This window comes from Methylicorpusculum oleiharenae, assembly GCF_009828925.2.
Classification (GTDB): domain Bacteria; phylum Pseudomonadota; class Gammaproteobacteria; order Methylococcales; family Methylomonadaceae; genus Methylicorpusculum; species Methylicorpusculum oleiharenae.
Genome location: NZ_WUTY02000001.1, coordinates 5061540 through 5078400, shown reverse-complemented (window position 1 = coordinate 5078400; position 16861 = coordinate 5061540). Strand labels below are relative to the sequence as shown.

At 47.0% G+C, this 16861-nt stretch carries 18 protein-coding genes and 3 tRNA genes; 15 read left to right on the top strand and 6 right to left on the bottom strand.

The features are described from left to right. Positions 1 to 11 precede the first annotated feature (11 nt). Positions 12 to 1475, top strand: a complete 1464-nt coding sequence (locus tag GO003_RS22695) for a helicase HerA-like domain-containing protein (protein WP_159652374.1) — start codon at positions 12 to 14, stop codon at positions 1473 to 1475. Between the two features lie 80 nt (positions 1476 to 1555). On the opposite strand, the gene GO003_RS22690 is transcribed toward GO003_RS22695, so the two are convergent. Beyond that, positions 1556 to 1876 (bottom strand): hypothetical protein, encoded by a 321-nt coding sequence (locus GO003_RS22690; protein ID WP_159652373.1) that lies wholly within the window; start codon positions 1874 to 1876, stop codon positions 1556 to 1558. Positions 1877 to 2230: 354 nt separating this feature from the next. On the opposite strand from GO003_RS22690, the gene GO003_RS22685 reads away from it, so the two are divergent. Next, complete coding sequence (locus GO003_RS22685; RefSeq protein WP_159652371.1) at positions 2231 to 2950, top strand: SIMPL domain-containing protein; 720 nt, start codon at positions 2231 to 2233, stop codon at positions 2948 to 2950. A gap of 158 nt (positions 2951 to 3108) precedes the next feature. Here GO003_RS22685 and GO003_RS22680 read toward each other — a convergent pair. From GO003_RS22680 to GO003_RS22670, 3 genes are all read right to left on the bottom strand, one after another. Continuing rightward, a tRNA-His gene (locus tag GO003_RS22680) sits at positions 3109 to 3184 on the bottom strand. Positions 3185 to 3219: 35 nt separating this feature from the next. After that, positions 3220 to 3296, bottom strand: a tRNA-Arg gene (locus GO003_RS22675). A 4-nt stretch (positions 3297 to 3300) separates the two neighbouring features. Beyond that, a tRNA-Pro gene (locus tag GO003_RS22670) sits at positions 3301 to 3377 on the bottom strand. Positions 3378 to 3555: 178 nt separating this feature from the next. Here GO003_RS22670 and GO003_RS22665 point away from each other — a divergent pair. Beyond that, complete coding sequence (locus GO003_RS22665) at positions 3556 to 3822, top strand: hypothetical protein (protein WP_159652369.1); 267 nt, start codon at positions 3556 to 3558, stop codon at positions 3820 to 3822. Between the two features lie 36 nt (positions 3823 to 3858). Here GO003_RS22665 and fchA read toward each other — a convergent pair whose 3' ends face one another. Next, a complete protein-coding gene (gene fchA, locus GO003_RS22660; protein ID WP_159652367.1) occupies positions 3859 to 4488 on the bottom strand; it encodes a methenyltetrahydrofolate cyclohydrolase in 630 nt (209 codons plus the stop codon). 54 nt (positions 4489 to 4542) lie between these two features. Continuing rightward, on the bottom strand, positions 4543 to 5934 hold the full coding sequence (gene cysS, locus GO003_RS22655; protein WP_159652365.1) for a cysteine--tRNA ligase: 1392 nt from the start codon (positions 5932 to 5934) through the stop codon (positions 4543 to 4545). 244 nt (positions 5935 to 6178) lie between these two features. On the opposite strand from cysS, the gene GO003_RS22650 reads away from it, so the two are divergent. The 12 genes from GO003_RS22650 to GO003_RS22595 all read left to right on the top strand — a co-directional run bounded on the left by GO003_RS22650 (position 6179) and on the right by GO003_RS22595 (position 16767). Further along, entirely contained in the window at positions 6179 to 6760 is a 582-nt protein-coding gene (locus tag GO003_RS22650; protein ID WP_159652363.1) for a peptidylprolyl isomerase, read from the top strand. Between the two features lie 459 nt (positions 6761 to 7219). After that, positions 7220 to 7840, top strand: coding sequence for a cytochrome c biogenesis heme-transporting ATPase CcmA (gene ccmA, locus GO003_RS22645; protein ID WP_159652360.1), 621 nt, complete (start codon positions 7220 to 7222; stop codon positions 7838 to 7840). A gap of 2 nt (positions 7841 to 7842) precedes the next feature. Beyond that, positions 7843 to 8526 carry a heme exporter protein CcmB gene (ccmB, locus tag GO003_RS22640; RefSeq protein ID WP_159652358.1) on the top strand — a complete coding sequence of 228 codons (684 nt, stop codon included), beginning with the start codon at positions 7843 to 7845 and terminating at the stop codon, positions 8524 to 8526. Positions 8527 to 8531: 5 nt separating this feature from the next. Next, positions 8532 to 9272: a heme ABC transporter permease gene (locus GO003_RS22635; protein WP_269144450.1), complete on the top strand. Its 741-nt coding sequence runs from the start codon at positions 8532 to 8534 to the stop codon at positions 9270 to 9272. Further along, positions 9269 to 9439 (top strand): heme exporter protein CcmD, encoded by a 171-nt coding sequence (gene ccmD, locus GO003_RS22630; protein ID WP_159652356.1) that lies wholly within the window; start codon positions 9269 to 9271, stop codon positions 9437 to 9439. The genes GO003_RS22635 and ccmD overlap by 4 nt, the downstream gene beginning before the upstream one ends. Continuing rightward, positions 9436 to 9879, top strand: coding sequence for a cytochrome c maturation protein CcmE (gene ccmE, locus GO003_RS22625; protein ID WP_159652354.1), 444 nt, complete (start codon positions 9436 to 9438; stop codon positions 9877 to 9879). The genes ccmD and ccmE overlap by 4 nt, the downstream gene beginning before the upstream one ends. Beyond that, a complete protein-coding gene (locus GO003_RS22620; RefSeq protein WP_159652418.1) occupies positions 9879 to 11825 on the top strand; it encodes a heme lyase CcmF/NrfE family subunit in 1947 nt (648 codons plus the stop codon). Before ccmE ends, GO003_RS22620 begins: the two co-directional genes overlap by 1 nt. Continuing rightward, the gene (locus tag GO003_RS22615) at positions 11825 to 12355 is read left to right on the top strand and encodes a DsbE family thiol:disulfide interchange protein (protein WP_269144448.1); all 531 of its coding nucleotides are present in this window, start codon (positions 11825 to 11827) and stop codon (positions 12353 to 12355) included. The genes GO003_RS22620 and GO003_RS22615 overlap by 1 nt, the downstream gene beginning before the upstream one ends. Continuing rightward, positions 12355 to 12807: a cytochrome c-type biogenesis protein gene (locus tag GO003_RS22610; RefSeq protein WP_159652352.1), complete on the top strand. Its 453-nt coding sequence runs from the start codon at positions 12355 to 12357 to the stop codon at positions 12805 to 12807. Before GO003_RS22615 ends, GO003_RS22610 begins: the two co-directional genes overlap by 1 nt. Next, on the top strand, positions 12804 to 14060 hold the full coding sequence (ccmI, locus tag GO003_RS22605) for a c-type cytochrome biogenesis protein CcmI (RefSeq protein ID WP_159652350.1): 1257 nt from the start codon (positions 12804 to 12806) through the stop codon (positions 14058 to 14060). The genes GO003_RS22610 and ccmI overlap by 4 nt, the downstream gene beginning before the upstream one ends. Before the next feature lie 629 nt (positions 14061 to 14689). Next, the gene (locus GO003_RS22600; protein WP_159652348.1) at positions 14690 to 15361 is read left to right on the top strand and encodes a hypothetical protein; all 672 of its coding nucleotides are present in this window, start codon (positions 14690 to 14692) and stop codon (positions 15359 to 15361) included. Between the two features lie 167 nt (positions 15362 to 15528). After that, entirely contained in the window at positions 15529 to 16767 is a 1239-nt protein-coding gene (locus tag GO003_RS22595; protein ID WP_159652346.1) for an AAA family ATPase, read from the top strand. Positions 16768 to 16861: the final 94 nt, after the last annotated feature.

The window sequence follows — 16861 nt, the reverse complement described above, 5'->3', positions numbered from 1 at the left end:
AAAGAGAGGCTATGAAAACATTATTTATCGGCGGCACCCAGGGAAGTCAGCTCATTATGGATGCAGCGATTGCGAACCGTCACGGTGTTATTGCCGGCGCAACAGGTACGGGCAAAACAGTGACCTTGCAAGTTCTGGCTGAGGGTTTTTCAAAGCTCGGTGTTCCGGTTTTTTTAGCCGATATCAAGGGTGATTTGTCGGGGATTGCCAATCCGGGCAAAGCTCACGACAAAATTACCGAACGATTGGCCTTGATGGGTATACAGGATTTTCAATTTCGAGGTAATCCCACCGTTTTTTGGGATATTTTCGGAAAAAACGGTCATCCGGTGAGAACCACATTATCAGATCTGGGGCCATTGCTGCTCAGCAATCTGCTGGAATTAAATGAAACACAAACCGGTGTCATCTACAGCTGTTTCAAAATAGCCGATGATGAGGGTTTGTTGTTATTGGATCTTAAAGATTTGAGATCATTGCTGACGTGGATGGGCGAAAATGCATCCTCACTTTCCAGGGAATACGGCAATTTAGCCCCTGCCAGCATTGGTTCCATCCAAAGGCGGCTTTTAGTATTGGCCGAGCAGGGTGCGGAGCATTTCTTTGCAGAACCGGCCGTTCAAGTCGATGATTTTTGTAAAACTGATTTCTCAGGCAACGGTGTCATCAGTCTTCTTGATGCAACGGAACTTGCCCATAAATCACCCAGGCTCTACGCGACATTCCTGTTGTGGATGTTATCCGAGTTGTTTGAAACCCTGCCTGAAGTGGGGGATGGCGACCGGCCGAAATTGGTCTTGTTTTTTGATGAGGCGCATTTGTTGTTCAAAGAGGCGCCTAAGGTGCTTGTTGATAAAATAGAGCAAATCGTCAGACTAATTCGTTCCAAAGGTGTCGGCGTCTATTTTATCAGCCAAAGTCCATTGGATATTCCGGGTCCTATACTGGGTCAGATGGGTTTGAAAGTTCAACATGCGATCAGGGCATTTACTCCGGCTGACCGGAAGGTGCTTAAAAGTGTTTCGGAAACGTTCAGAGCGAATCCTGCGATTGACGTCGAAACTGCTTTACAGGAGTTAAAAACCGGAGAAGCGCTGGTTTCGGTATTGAATAAAGACGGGAGTCCAACGCCCGTCGAGCGTATTTTGATTAAGCCGCCCGAATCGCAAATCGGCCCTCTCACACCTGAACAACGGGTTGAATTGATTGGCCGGTCGCCTTACAAAGGGCGATACGATCAGGAAGTCGATCGTGAGTCGGCTTATGAGCTGTTAAAACAAAAAGCCGAACAGCAGGATTTTCAAGATCAAGTCAGACGCGATACGGCCAAAGTGTCTGCTCCGCGTTCGGCGTCATCTAACCGGCAAAGTGCCGGAGAAGCTCTGGTCAAGAGTGCTGTCCGGACGATAGGGTCGCAGTTAGGCCGCCAAATTGTTCGCGGTTTAATGGGTTCTTTATTGGGCGGAAAGCGATAGAAAAGACCAAACGTTTTTCCATATAGAATGGTGGTGAAGCACTCAGTCAGGCAAAACAAGGCATGGCTGAGTGCTTGGGCTTACTGTGTAACCATATCCTGAAGTTGCGATCTGCAGCGAAGATGGTTGGCCGAAATGCGATTGAGAAAGTTGCGGTAGACCTTGTCCATCCATTCAAGTGATGCCTGGGCTTCCTTTCGTGAATTGAACGGGCCGTGAAACTCGGCGTGTTCGTTAAAGCGTCTATCCTGGATCGTTTCAGGCCAGTTCACGATATAAAAGCCGGGTGTCAATGGTTTGCCTTCGCTGGTGTGGTACTTTTTCTGATAAGACTCGGCATCAATAAGCCAGAAATCATGTATGACGTTGGCAATTTCAAATAAATCATAATACGAGTCCATAACCTGCCTCCTCTGGATTAGAAGCATCAGAATCTTGATGCGCTTTTGCTCAGGGGGGCTCGCTATAGTAAAAAAGCGGCCTTTTCCTCGCCTGATTCCCGATGTTCCTGGTTTAAGGTCTTGGTCTGTCAACCCATGCGAGGGTATCCCCTTGGGTTAGAATTGGACCATAAACACAAGCAAAAAAAAATCCGTACGAATACTTACGACTAGCAAAAAAGTGGGAATTCCGATGAACACGTTGTCTTGTTTTGAAACGGTAAATGTCATTTGCGGTTGCGTAAAAAAATGATTTTTAAGATAAAGTAGCGCAACATATTCATCAGTAATCAACCAAGAGTGGAGTTCATTGCTATGTATCAGATCAAAAGTTCCAGTGCATTGGTTTTAGGCTTATTTATTTTTCTAGGTTTGTCAGCGTTAGGTTATTTGCTGGGAAACGCCGCTATCAAATTTAAGGAGTACGAACGCACTGTCACCGTTAAAGGACTTTCTGAGCGAGAGTTTCCGGCTGACATTGTCATTTGGCCGATTCAATTTACTGAAGCCGGAAACGAGCTGGAAAAGCTCTATGTTTCACTGGAGGGTAGTACGCAAAAGATCCGGGAATATTTAAACAAAGCCGGAATTAGTGATGCCGAAATATCGGTATCCACCCCGGCGATTACTGATAAATCCGCGCAAAGTTATGGTGATTCGACCAGGGCCGAGTTCAGATTTTCGGCTCAGCAGGCGGTAACCGTCTATTCAACTAATGTCGGTTTGATTAGATCGCTGATGAACGGGCTAGGGAATTTGGGAAAACAAGGCATAGTATTTAGTGCCGGGGGATTTCAAAGTCAAACCGAATATATTTATTCCCAGCTCAATCAAGTCAAACCAGAAATGATTCAGGAAGCAACAACCAAAGCCAGAGAAGTAGCGCAAAAATTTGCAGAAGATTCAAGCAGTCAGTTAGGTAAAATCAAGCAGGCATCACAAGGCCAGTTTTCCATAGAGCCAAGAGATACCAACAATCCCCATATCAAAAAGATACGCGTCGTATCCACGGTTGAGTATTATCTCTCGGACTGAGGCTGAAAAGCTAAAGGGTGTAAAAGTGTTCGCTCGACTTGCTTAGGATAAAAAGACAGAGAACTAAGCAGCGGGATAAAGTGGTGTGTACTGGCAGGTTGAAAATGAATTTGCGTTAAAGTTATCTTTGAATAGATAAAACGGAAGTATTGATTTGGTGGGGTGGGCGACGGGGCTCGAACCCGCGACAACCGGAATCACAATCCGGGGCTCTACCAACTGAGCTACGCTCACCATAATGAATCTAATGAGGGAGTTTCTGCAAGAAATGGTACGCTTGGCAGGACTCGAACCTGCGACCCTCGGCTTAGAAGGCCGATGCTCTATCCAGCTGAGCTACAAGCGCAGTGTGGTCGGGGTAGAGGGATTCGAACCCCCGACATCCTGCTCCCAAAGCAGGCGCGCTACCAGACTGCGCTATACCCCGAATACCTTCAAAATCTGCTTTGGCTTAGCTAGCTAAGCACCCCTGAAGAGCTGCATATATTAGCGATCTCGATTAGTTACGTCAACAAATATTTTAGGTTATTTTAGGCAGTGTTAAAGGTTTTGTTTACGGTAAGAGAGGGTGTCTTCCGGGCACGGATTACCGGCTTCAAGAAGCCATGGATGGCGTTGGATTTTCACCTCCTTGTGACCTGAATTACGGCAATCGAGGCCGGTATGACGGCGTTGAAGAGCTTTCAACTACTAACGCGACATGGCCTTGTCAAAGATGCAGTATGTGCCTGTCGAATACCGACATGAAGCCATTCATGGGGCTAGACGGCAGCAGCGATGCTGCCGATATTCTTGCCAAATACCCCGCGTCCTGCCCGGAAATTAGACGTTTTTTCGATCTTACAGGAGTAATCATGTTGACACTTCGTTGACAGCAAAATACACAACAAAAGAGCTGATAATCTGTCTTAAAGTTTCTCTTTTACAATGCGATAAACAGTTTCAGCCTCTGTACTTGAAAGTGTAAGTATTTCTTCCAGTTCATTTAGCGCTTCGTCAGCAAATTCTTTGTTCTTAAGGCTGCCTGCATTGATATAGACATTGAGTGCCGCGCTTTTCAGGCCGGCATAACCCGCCATGGCCGCGACGCCGGCATCGCTGATTACACCCAGATTACCCTTTTCTGCTGCAATACGGCTAAGCTTGATCGCCGAGGCGCAGGCCCGGGCGCAAGCCATAGGGACTAACGTGGCTTCTTTTAATTGCGTTTGAATGGTTTCGCTTCTAGTCGCTTTTTGTTCTTCACTTTCCTTGGGCAGGCCATACGCTGCCATTAACCGGTCAAAGACTTCAACATCGGCTTTTATCATGCCGGTCAGTTGCAGCCTGAGTGCTTCGGACTGTTCCAGTAATTGTTGCATGTCGGTTTCAACGGCTGCGTACTTTAGTTTTCCCAACGTTAAGTTACACACCATGCTGGTCAGGGCTGCCGATTGAGCACCCATGAAGGCCGCAGCGCTGCCTCCACCCGGTGTAGGCGCTTTACTGGCCAGTTCATCAAGAAATAAGTGAAGCGATTTGTCTTTAATTTCTGTCATGGGTAAAAGTGGATTGTAATCAATTGAATCAATATTTCATTTAAACGCCAGTGTCTATTCTCGGCGCCATGTGGTTATGCCGCCTGGCGCATCTTCCAGAATAACACCCTGCTGTTTTAATTCATCACGAATCTGGTCAGCGATTGCCCAGTTCTTGTTCTTCTTTGCATCAATTCTGGCTTGGATTTTTTCTTCAATTACGGCAGGAGAGAGCTGGTCTTGAGCGTTGCCGTCAGTTTGTTGCAGAAAAGCTTCCGGATCGTCCGAGAGAATGCCCAGGATTCCACCCAGAGCCTTGAGCGTAGATGCCAGGGCTTTCGCTTGCTGTAGATCGGCATCTTTGGCTTTATTCAGTTCCCGGGCCAGATCGAATAAAACGGCCAAGGCTACAGGCGTATTGAAATCATCATCCATGGCTTGTTCAAATCGATGCTGATACGTTTCCAGCAGATCTGTTTCTGTGGCGTCAACGCCGCGTAAAGCATTATAGATCCGGGTCAAAGCCGTTCCCGCTTCATCCAGATGTTCATCCGAATAGTTCAACGGACTGCGGTAATGACTGGAAAGAATAAAAAAACGAATCACTTCCGGCCGATAGCTTTTCAGCACTTCTTTGACGGTAAAAAAGTTGCCCAGGGATTTGGACATTTTTTCTTCATTGATACGGACAAAGCCGTTATGCATCCAGTAATTAACAAATTTTTCACCGGTAGCGCCTTCGGATTGTGCGATTTCGTTTTCATGATGCGGGAACTGCAGGTCCATGCCTCCGCCGTGAATATCAAAATGGTTACCCAGGCAGCAGGTCGACATGGCCGAACATTCAATGTGCCATCCGGGTCTTCCCAATCCCCAAGGCGAGGGCCATGCGGGTTCGGTGGGTTTTGCCATTTTCCATAAGACAAAGTCCAGCGGATCCTGTTTGGCTGCATCAACGTCAACTCGTTCCCCGGCCTGGAGATCGGCCAGGTTTTTACCCGATAATTGACCGTAATTTTCGAATTTGGCAACCGAATAAAATACATCGCCATTCTGTCCGACATAGGCCAAACCCTTGTCCAGCAGTTTTTCAATCATGGCGATAATGTCGCTAATGGATTGAGTGGCGCGGGGTTCATGGTCGGGCGGAAGTACAGAAAGAGCGAGTTCATCCTCATGCATCGCGTCAATGTAACGCTGGGTCAGTTCGGCAAAGTCCTCATTGTTTTCCTGGGCACGTTTAATGATTTTGTCGTCAATGTCGGTGATGTTTCTTACATAAGTCAATTCATACCCGCTGTGACGAAGGTAGCGGGCTACCGTGTCAAAAACCACCATCACTCTGGCATGACCGACATGGCAATAGTCATAAACCGTCATGCCGCAGACGTACATGCCGACTTTTCCGGGTTCACGAGGTTTGAATTCTTCTTTTTGACGTGTGAGCGTGTTGTGAATTTTTATCATGAGCGTGATTGAGTTAGAGGTGCAGTCCTGGCCGAAATTTTAAAGCAGTTTAAGTGTTTCAAGGCCTTGGGTCGATACAAAATAATTGAACCACCCGCTTTTTGGGTCATCGGAGTTACCGATATTCAGGCTTTAATGACAGGTTTCAGGCTGTAAATCCAAGCAATTTACCAAGCGGCTACTTCTCTTTCAAGCTAAAAACACATAGAATCGCCCGTTTATCATCCTAATTTGAAGGAAAAAAATGCGTATATTACTCGCTTTTGCGTTGCTTCTTTCTATCACATCAACCCCTTTTGCACAGGAAAAACAGATGTCTCAAACCCAGTCCAAAGTTAAATTAACAACCACGCTTGGCGAAATCACCATTCAATTGAATACAGAAAAAGCGCCGGTTTCATCTGAGAATTTCCTGGCATACGTCAAAGAAGGTTTTTACAACGGAACGATTTTTCATCGCGTAATTCCAAGCTTTATGGCCCAGGGCGGCGGTTTCGATGCAGCGTTTGAGCAGAAAACCACCCATGCACCGATTAAAAATGAGGCCGATAACGGACTTTTGAATAAAAAAGGCACGTTAGCCATGGCTAGAACGTCAGATCCTCATTCTGCTACCGCGCAATTTTTTATCAACCTGAAAGATAACTCATTTCTGGACTATTCAAGCCCGACACAAAATGGCTGGGGTTATGCCGTGTTCGGTGAAGTCATCGAAGGTATGGACGTCGTTGAAGCCATGGCCACGCAACCTACCGGCAATAAAGGCATGCATCAGGACGTGCCCAAAACGGATATCGTGATTGAAAAAGCAGAGCTTGTTGAGTAAACACGGGATAACGCTCGCTCGCTTCGAATTGAGGGGGTATAGGTGATTGATTTCAATCAACCACCTACACCCAATAAAATTACTGGGGGAGAGCAGATACACGGTAGAACACTTGTTATGTCCTCCAGAGCCGCATAACTCTGTTTTGCCAAGGATTGCCATAGCCAAAGTTTCTGGGTGCCGGATCATTAAACCCATAAAGTACCTTTAAGTTTGCCCGTGTCAGTTTGCCGGTTTCTTGAAAAAGCCTTGCTTCGATGCGGGAACTTTGCGCTGTGTCACTGGTCTTCTATGCTCGCTTACCAAGCCTTTTGGGATCATGTGTTTGCCCTGTTCTCAGGTTGTTACAATATCCCTTTACCGTTTGTTTTAAGTTATACTTCCCGCCCCTGTTGTTCATTAACGATTAATTCAGCAGGTTTAGACTCGTTACCAGCTGATTGATCCCTGTCTTAGAATATGAAATCCAATTCAATTGTCTTTGAAGCCCGCCAACTCTCTTGTGTTAGAGATGATCGGGTCTTGTTTGCCGATTTGGATTTTCGGGTCACCGGAGGACAGGTTTTGTTGATTGAAGGCCCCAATGGCAGCGGCAAAACATCGTTACTGAGAATTTTAACCGGTTTACGCCTGCCCGATGAGGGTGAGCTTTTCTGGTGCGGGTCATCACTTGAAGAGCTGGACTCGGCTTTTTATCAGCATATTGCCTATGTCAGTCATGGTAACGGCTTGAAAGATGACCTGAGTGTCGAAGAGAATTTGCGTTATGCCAGAGCGTTTGGAGAATCCACGCTGACGATAGATCAAGCATTGGAAAAAGTCGGTTTGATGGGGTATCAGGATACGCCGGTCCGGTATTTATCGGCGGGTCAACGCCGCCGACTGGCTTTGGCCCGCTTACTCTGCATGAAAAAAAGTTTATGGATACTCGACGAACCGTTTACTTCTCTGGATAAAAAAAGTATCGCCACCTTTGAGCAATTCATTCAATCCCATGTTGCCGATAATGGTCTGGTTGTCATGACGTCTCATCACGATACCGGTTTGCCCGCCGAAATCGTTCAGAAAATAGAATTATAACCATGACCGATTCCTCCACTTTAAACGCGTTTGTCGCGATTGTGCGCCGCGATTTGCTATTGGCTTATCGCCACAGGGCCGAGCTTATCAATCCGCTGGCTTTTTTCGTGTTGGTCGTGACATTGTTTCCGCTGGGTGTGGGGGCTGAAGTCGAGCTGTTGAAACGCATTGCCCCCGGCGTGATCTGGGTTGCTGCGTTGCTGGCATCATTGCTGACCATGGATTCCTTATTCCGCTCGGATTTTGAAGACGGCAGCCTGGAGCTGATGGTGATGTCGCCGCACCCGCTGTCAGTGCTGGTATTGGGTAAGGTTACCGCGCACTGGTTATTATCCGGCGCACCGCTTTCTTTGGTAGCGCCGCTGTTGGCGATGATGTTCAACATGGAAACTGATGCCATCAAAATTTTATTACTGACCTTATTGCTGGGTACGCCGGTTTTAAGTTTGATCGGCGCGATAGCCGTTGCTTTGACTGTGGGGCTTCGAAAGGGCGGCGTATTGCTGGCCATTCTGGTTCTCCCCTTGTATGTGCCGGTTTTGATTTTTGCCAGTAACGCCGTTGATGCAGCTATGGCCGGTTTTCCGGTTTCCGGACAACTGTATATGATGTCTGCCATGTTGTTTCTGGCTATTACTTTGACGCCATGGCCGACTGCGGCCGCATTAAAAATGAGTTTGAGTTAATTATTATGATAATGAGATTCCTGCATAAATTTTCTTCGCCGCCTTACTTTTATTGGTTGAGCGGCAAGATGTTGCCCTGGTTGACAGCATTGTTGATCATCTTGCTTGCCTATGGCCTTTATGGCGGTTTAGTCCTCGCTCCCGCCGATTATCAGCAAGGCGACAGTTTTCGCATCATTTACATTCATGTGCCCAGCGCCTGGATGTCGCTATTTGTTTACGTGGTCATGGCAATCAGCGGTGCTATCGGTTTGATCTGGCATATCAAGCTGGCCGAAATTGTGTCGATCAGCAGTGCTTCCATAGGCGCGGCTTTTACATTTTTAGCGCTGATTACCGGCTCGCTGTGGGGTAAACCGATGTGGGGCACCTGGTGGGTTTGGGATGCCAGACTGACTTCGGAACTTATCCTGCTGTTTTTGTATCTAGGCGTGATCGGTCTTTATGGGGCGATTGAAGATAAAAGAACGGCGGCGCGGGCGGTGGCTATTTTGGCCCTGGTCGGAGTGGTCAATATTCCCATCATTCATTATTCGGTTGAATGGTGGAATACACTGCATCAAGGTGCGACGGTAACGAAATTTGATAAGCCGTCTATTCATCCCGATATGTTGATTCCCTTATTGGTGATGGCCGTTGCGTTTAAGGTTTACTATGGGATTGCATTATTAATGCGTTGCCGCAATGAATTGCTGCAACGTGAACAGAACAACCGCTGGGTTGATGAAATATTGGAGAAACTATGAGCGATTTCTGGCATATGGGCGGCTACGCCTTTTATGTGTGGACTTCCTACGGTATCGGTTTTTTGGTGCTGATGATCGGCGTAATCAAGCCTTTGATGCTGCAAAAAAAAATCTTGCGTGAGCTGGTCCTCAAGCGTCAACGTAATCAAAGAGTCTCAAAATCATGAAACCCATTCGTAGAAAACGTTTATACCTTATTTTATTGATGGTCAGCGGCGTGGCTGTTGGTGCCTGGTTTGGCCTGAAAGCCTTCAATGAAAATCTGATGTATTTTTACTCCACATCCGATGTGATTGACGGTAAGGCGCCTAAAGACCATTTGTTCAGACTCGGCGGCATGGTCGTGGATGGCAGCGTCCAGCGTCCCGGAGACGGCATGACGGTCAAGTTTACCCTGACCGATATGGCGAAACAGGTTGAAGTTGAATACACCGGGATTTTGCCCGATCTGTTCAGAGAAGGGCAGGGCATTGTTGCGAACGGCAAGCTGGGTGCCAACGGCGTTTTTGTTGCCCAGGAAGTGTTGGCTAAACACGATGAAAACTACATGCCGCCTGAAGTTGAAGGCAGCATGAAGAAACCCTATAAAAAGGAGAATGCCCAATGATCGTTCCTGAAATTGGGCATTTCTCACTGATTTTGGCCTTATCCATGGCGCTGATATTGGCCTTTGTTCCTATCATCGGTGTTCAATGCCGCATCGCCAGCTGGATTGCAGTTGCCCGGCCGGTTGCCTGCGGTCAGTTACTGTTTGTCGCACTGGCTTATTACTGTTTGACCTATGCCTTTGTCACACATGATTTTTCTGTCGCCTATGTTGCGGCCAACTCCAACAGTCAATTGCCTTATGTATACCGGATTGCCGCTGTATGGGGCTCTCATGAAGGCTCCTTACTGTTGTGGATATTGATTCTTTCGCTTTGGACAGCGGCCGTTGCCCTGTTCAGTAAAACCTTGCCTGTTGAATTAATCGGCCGGGTTTTAGGCGTTTTAGGCATTGTCAATATCGGGTTTTTAACCTTTGTATTGTTTACGTCTAATCCGTTTTTGAGGCAATTTCCGATTCCACTCGACGGCCGGGATTTAAATCCGTTGCTGCAAGACCCCGGTATGGCGATACATCCGCCTATGCTTTACATGGGGTATGTCGGTTTTTCAGTAGCCTTCGCTTTTGCTATCGCCGCGTTAATGAACGGCAAACTGGACACCGCCTGGGCCCGCTGGACCCGGCCGTGGACCAATATGGCCTGGATGTTTTTGACAACCGGTATTGTCTTGGGCAGTTGGTGGGCTTATTACGAACTGGGTTGGGGCGGTTGGTGGTTCTGGGATCCGGTCGAAAATGCCTCATTCATGCCGTGGCTGGTCGGTACCGCGTTGATTCATTCATTGGCCGCAACAGAAAAGCGAGGCATGTTTAAAAGCTGGACCATTTTACTGTCCGTCTTTGCCTTTTCATTGAGTTTATTAGGCACATTCCTGGTCCGTTCCGGTGTCTTGACCTCCGTTCATGCGTTCGCCAGCGATCCGACCCGAGGCATATTTATCCTGGTTTTTCTGGGCATTGTCGTCGGTGGTTCACTCACCTTGTTTGCGATCAGAGCGCCCAAAATTAAAAGTGAGGGCAGTTTTGATCTTATTTCGAAAGACGCTTTCCTGCTCATCAACAATGTATTGCTGGTTGCGGCCGCTGCGACCATTTTATTGGGCACCTTGTATCCCCTGGTCATCGATGCATTGGGTATGGGCAAAATTTCAGTGGGTCCTCCTTATTTCAACAGCGTATTCATTCCTATAACGGCTCCCTTGGCGGCATTCGTGGGTGTTGGTATTTTGGCCCGCTGGCGGCAGGATAATCTGGCGCGTCTGGCAACGTTAGTCGCTTTACCGTTTGCCTGCTGTGCGTTTGCGGGCCTTATCCTGGCTTTTTTACAAGAATCATTCAGCTGGGGCGCTTTGATCGGCCTGACGTTAGCGGTATGGACCGTTGTTTCATCGGGTATGGCCATTCAAGCCCGCTTACGTAACAAGAGCGACAAATTAGCCGCTTTTTTTCAGATTCCGGCCAGCGTTTGGGCAATGACCGTTGCGCATGTCGGTATTGGTGTTTTTATTGTCGGCATCACCTTAACTTCGAATTACTCGGTAGAGAAGGACATCAGGCTGACATCGGGTGAATCAGTGAGTTTGGCGGGTTATGATTTTCTGTTTCACGGCGTTCAAAGTAAAGCCGGTCCTAACTATGATGCGAGTGAAGGCCGGGTAACGATTTCAAAGGAGGGTAAAGCCGTGAGTGAGCTTTATCCTGAAAAACGGATTTATAGGGCGTCAGGCATGCCTATGACGGAAGCCGGTATTGATGCCGGCGTTACCCGTGATTTATTTGTGGCTTTGGGTGAACCTCTGGACAGAGCCGGGGCCTGGGCTGTTCGCGTTTATTACAAACCGTATATCCGCTGGATCTGGATGGGCGGATTATTCATGGCTTTCGGCGGCTTGATCGGCGCTATGGATAAACGCTATCGAATCCCGGTAAGAACAGGAGAGGCATAATGCGCTTTCTTATTCCGTTAGGTATTTTTTTCGTGTTGGTGATTTTTTTAGGTATAGGCCTGAAACTGAACCCAAGGGAAGTGCCGTCGCCTTTAATCGGCAAGCCCGTTCCCCATTTTCAGCTGGCACAGCTGCATGCTCCCGATCAAACCTTTTCGCCTGAACAAATGAAGGGCAAAGTCTGGCTTTTGAATGTCTGGGCTTCCTGGTGTGTGTCTTGCCGCGCCGAACATCCGGTGCTCAACGAGTTTGCCCGCACCGGTCAGGTTGAAATTATCGGTCTTAACTATAAAGACGAGCCTGCCGATGCCCGTCAATGGTTAGCTCAATTAGGTAACCCTTACACTATCAGTGTGATGGATACAGAAGGTATGGCCGGGCTGGATTGGGGTGTTTACGGTGTGCCGGAAACGTTTGTCATCGATAAAAAAGGCTTGGTGCGGTTTAAGCTGACAGGGCCTGTCGATCCGAATAATCTGCAAACCGAGATCATGCCTTTGCTGCAAATACTTAATGGAGAGGCGGGGTAATGAAAATCCTTTTTTTAGTGGTGCTGCTATTTAGTCAATGGGCCCAGGCGACCATTGAGATCTATGAATTTCAGGATCCTGCTCATGAGCAACGTTACCGGGCGCTCACCGAAGAACTGCGTTGTCTGGTTTGTCAAAATCAGAATATTGCCGACTCTCACGCCGAGCTGGCACAGGATTTACGGCGAAAGGTTTATGAAATGATAAATGCCGGCCAATCCGACGATCAAATTGTCCAATTCATGATTGATCGCTACGGTGATTTTGTTTTGTACCGTCCGCCGCTCAATCCCAAAACCATGATTTTATGGCTGGCGCCGGTATTGACGGTAACTGCAGGGCTATTGGGTTTTTGGTTTTTACTTAAACGCCGCCGTCAAAACGATCAACAACCCAGCGATGCAGATTTGCAGCGGATTAGAGACTTGTTAAAAAAGAGCGACAATCAATGATTCAATTTGGAATTTTTGCAGCTTTGCTGCTGCTGGTGGCCTTATGTCTGATTTTGATCCCTCTTTTGTTGACCCGGGAACTGGAATTCAAAGGCGATGATCAAGCCAATATAGAGCTGGCCAAAAAGAAGTTAAAAGACGTTGAGGACGATTTTGCTGCCGGAATACTGAATCAACAGCAATTTGATCAGGCAAAACGGGAACTTGAAGTCGGGCTTTATCTCGATCTGGATGGCAAGCAATCCGCCAAAGTTTCGGCAAAAAGCGGGCGCTGGCTGGCTATTCCGTTGCTATTTGCGGTACCTCTGGTCTCGTTTTCCTTGTACACCGTGCTCGGCGATTTACGTGTCTTCGACAAAGATGCCTTGAATGCTTTGGCGTCTCCGCCAGAAGCCAGTCATGCTGCCAAGCTGGAAGACATCAAGTCCATGGTCGACAAATTGGCGGCCAAAATGGATAAGGAACCCAACGATGTCGAAGGCTGGATGATGTTGAGCCGCTCTTATAAAGTATTGGAGCGCTATCAGGATGCGGCTAACGCCATGAGAAAAGCCTATGCGCTGGTTGGCGATCAACCCGATGTATTATTGCAAATGGCAGATGCCCTGGCGATGGCGAATGGCGGAACGTTGAAAGGCGAACCCACTGCATTGGTTGAAAAAGCGTTAGTGTTGGAGCCCGGTAATCAAATGGGCTTGTGGTTGATGGGGATGGCCTATGCCGAGAACGATCAATTTCAAAAGGCGGTGGATAGCTGGCAGGAACTGCTGAAAGGTTATTCGCCGGAACAAAACGGATACCAGGAAGTAGTGAAGCTGATCAATCAAGCCAATGCCCGGTTGGGTAAGCCGCCTGTGCAGGCAGAAGCGCCGTCAGTTGTGCCGGGTTCCGATGTTAAACCGGCAAGCCGCAGTGTTTCGGTTAAAGTGACGCTGGATGACAGCTTCAAAGACAAAGTGAATCCCGAAGACACCTTGTTCATCTATGCCCAGGCCGCAACAGGACCTAAAGCGCCATTGGCCATTGTGAAACACCAGGTCAAAGATTTACCGATTCAAGTCACGTTGGATGACAGCCAGGCAATGATGCCGACCATGACGATATCGTCAGTCGATCATATCAAAATCACTGCTCGCATCAGTGCGGCAGGCGGCGCAACGCCTCAAAGCGGCGAGCCATTTGGAATGATTGAAGTTAAAGGCGATGCAGGGACCGACCTCAAAACCATCGTGATTAATAATTCAATCAGGTAAAAGGTCAAGCAATCGAAACCCAACGACCGTTCCTGCTCAGCATTAAGGCTCTGCAGGAACGGCACATATCGCATTCGAAGGCGCTTTTCTAAAAAAGGAAAATGTACAGCGTTCAGCGGAACAACCAAACAAAGGTTATGCACCGGGTAGGTTGTGGTTGACGTTAGCCAACCCAACATTTCAAGACCATGGCGCTATTTATGGCGCTGTTCGCGTTAAAAGTGGGTGTCGCCCGACATGCGACCCACGCGCTAGGGATTTGATAACCTTCATTCCCTGGATTTCATTGCATCCTGGTCAAGTCGGCTATTTTTCCCGAGTTTTCGAATTTGGCGCGCATCAGGTTTCGGTACGGTTAACAAGCCAATCAAGTAATATCATTGGGCAGCAGTCATTGGAAACTAGAACGTCTGATCGGTAGTTGATGAGCCCTTGCGATCTATCGCTCCATCTGTTTCAATGGCTGAAAGTTGATCATGACCGGCCTTTATTACTTATCACCGATGATATACAGAAAAGAAAAATCATATGCTAATCAATAAACTATCGTATAGAAATGCATTTTCAGGTAGATATGCGATTAACTATTTAACTCATTGTTATGCTTTAAAACACCAAGGTGATAAAAAATGGAAACCATTATAATTAGCCTTCTTTTGGCATTCGTGCTTTCAGGGATATCCCAAGTAATGAAGGATCTTGGTGAGTCGCCAATAAATCGTCCCGGCTGGGCAATGCGACCGACCGTTGGCGGAGCGTTTATGGTTGCCATAAGCTGGTTCTCTCGTCCCTTCATAGATGCCTTTTACTCAAATGGACAATTAGGTAGAGCTATTGCGTCCGGGTTATTAGGTGTACTCACGCAATTATCCGTATTAACGATTTTTTTCTGGGGAGCAATAACATTAACCGGCAATTATATTGATTCAACTATTTTGCAGGTCATTGTGGTTGGAGCCATATTGGTATTTGGGGCACCAATTATCTTGCCTATAGCGAGCATTCTTATTATTCCAATAACCTTGATAGTAGCGTTTCCAATTGATTTTGTTTTTCCCCTGAAAGAGTCTAAAGAAGCAAAAGAAGTCGTATGGTGCAAGAATTGCAAACACCATAAAAAATCAAAAAAGTTTGAAGACACTATTTCTGGGCTTTGGCGCTCTGAAGAAATGCCAGATGAGGAGTTACTGCCATGTGAAATTGCATGTGAAGCAGCTGATACATGGAGTGATTATTTTGAAACAACTCCTTCAAACAGAAGTCTTTACCCAAAAGACTGTGAATATTTTGAAAGAAAATAGCATAACAATGGGCTCCAAGGGACGCTCCGCTTCGCGGAACCATCGGGTCAGATAAGGAGCTTGAGCATGTCAAAACGATATACGGTATCAAACGTAACACCATCAATCAGATCAAGCAGGCGCTTAGGCGCTCCTTATCTGACCCTAGCTACTTAAACCAGACACCTATGGATGAAATCTGCAAGACAATCGTTGGTCACTATCTGCAATCAGACCGCTTCAACGGAACTCCTATTGATGATCCATGGGATCGATATGTAATTCGGTGGCACATTGAAGAGGGAAAACTCGAAATCGTTGGCCCAGGAATTTTCCCTAATCCGCATATCAAGCCATTCTCCCATGTCCCTGTAGAACGGCAGATAGAGGAATTTGACTCCAATGCCGATGATTGTTGTTTGTACCCTGGGACACCTCTTTTAGAAGAGGCTGTAAAAGATAGCGATTATGAGGGGCGGCCTTACACCAAGCGGGTTGCTTTAGGTGGAGGGCAATTAGATGGTGTTTATTTTGATATTTCGGTCTTGGAGCAATACCGGAACGACCCTCGATATTATTATTGGGCTGATGACATCAATGGCCAGATATGTATAAAAGATGAACATTACGAATCAAACGAAGTTGACGTACGAGATAAGGTTCTACTCGAAACGTTTGGGTTTGGGTTTAATGATTCATATGAGCGTTGCGTCGTTTCGTTGCTCTGGTACATCTCTACCTTAAGCAAGGAACATCAACAAATCTGGGCGGCGAAAGAACTGCTTGATGGTGATTTTAAGATGCACCCAGATTACTACAGAAACAACATAGTTGGTGGCTGGGGCGAGCGCTTGCCAATCTGCGAAGCATTCGTCATGGAGTTGTCAGTTATCAACGATATGGCCAATAAGATTAAGGCGGAGAACCTATTTAGGAAAGATTACTCTGGAGCAAGGCCTAAGGAGTTCGCCTTCCTCATTCGGCCAACACTTTCTGCTTTTAATTCGTTCGTACTACTTCTAGATCAGATGATGTCAGACAATATCAATAAAAAGTTTTTCGCGGGTGAAATTGTGGACAAATATGATCATGTAAGAGATGACGGAAAGATTGAGGTCCGTAAAAAAGGGACAATAGCAATTCTTGAGGAATGGATTGATCGTTACTTTCGGCCACAAGATGATGGGCCGATTAAGGAAATGAAAGCGGCCTTCAGAAAAGTTCGAAAGTTACGGCAGAAGCCCGCTCATAATTTTCAAGAAGATGTTTTTGATCAAAAGTACATAAAGGATCAACGACAACTGATTCTAGATGCATACGGAGCGGTTCGTACATTACGGCAAATACTAGCCAATCATCCAAAAGTAAAGGCCAACCCTCCTGATATTAACGAACAGCTCTGGAAAGGGGAAATATGGGAAATGTAGCTAACAAGGCCGTCAACTCGGACGCATTTTTCGTTCGCTGCGCTCACTGCAAATGCGCCGGTTACGGCTGGCGTTAGCAAGTCCGGGGCAAGGT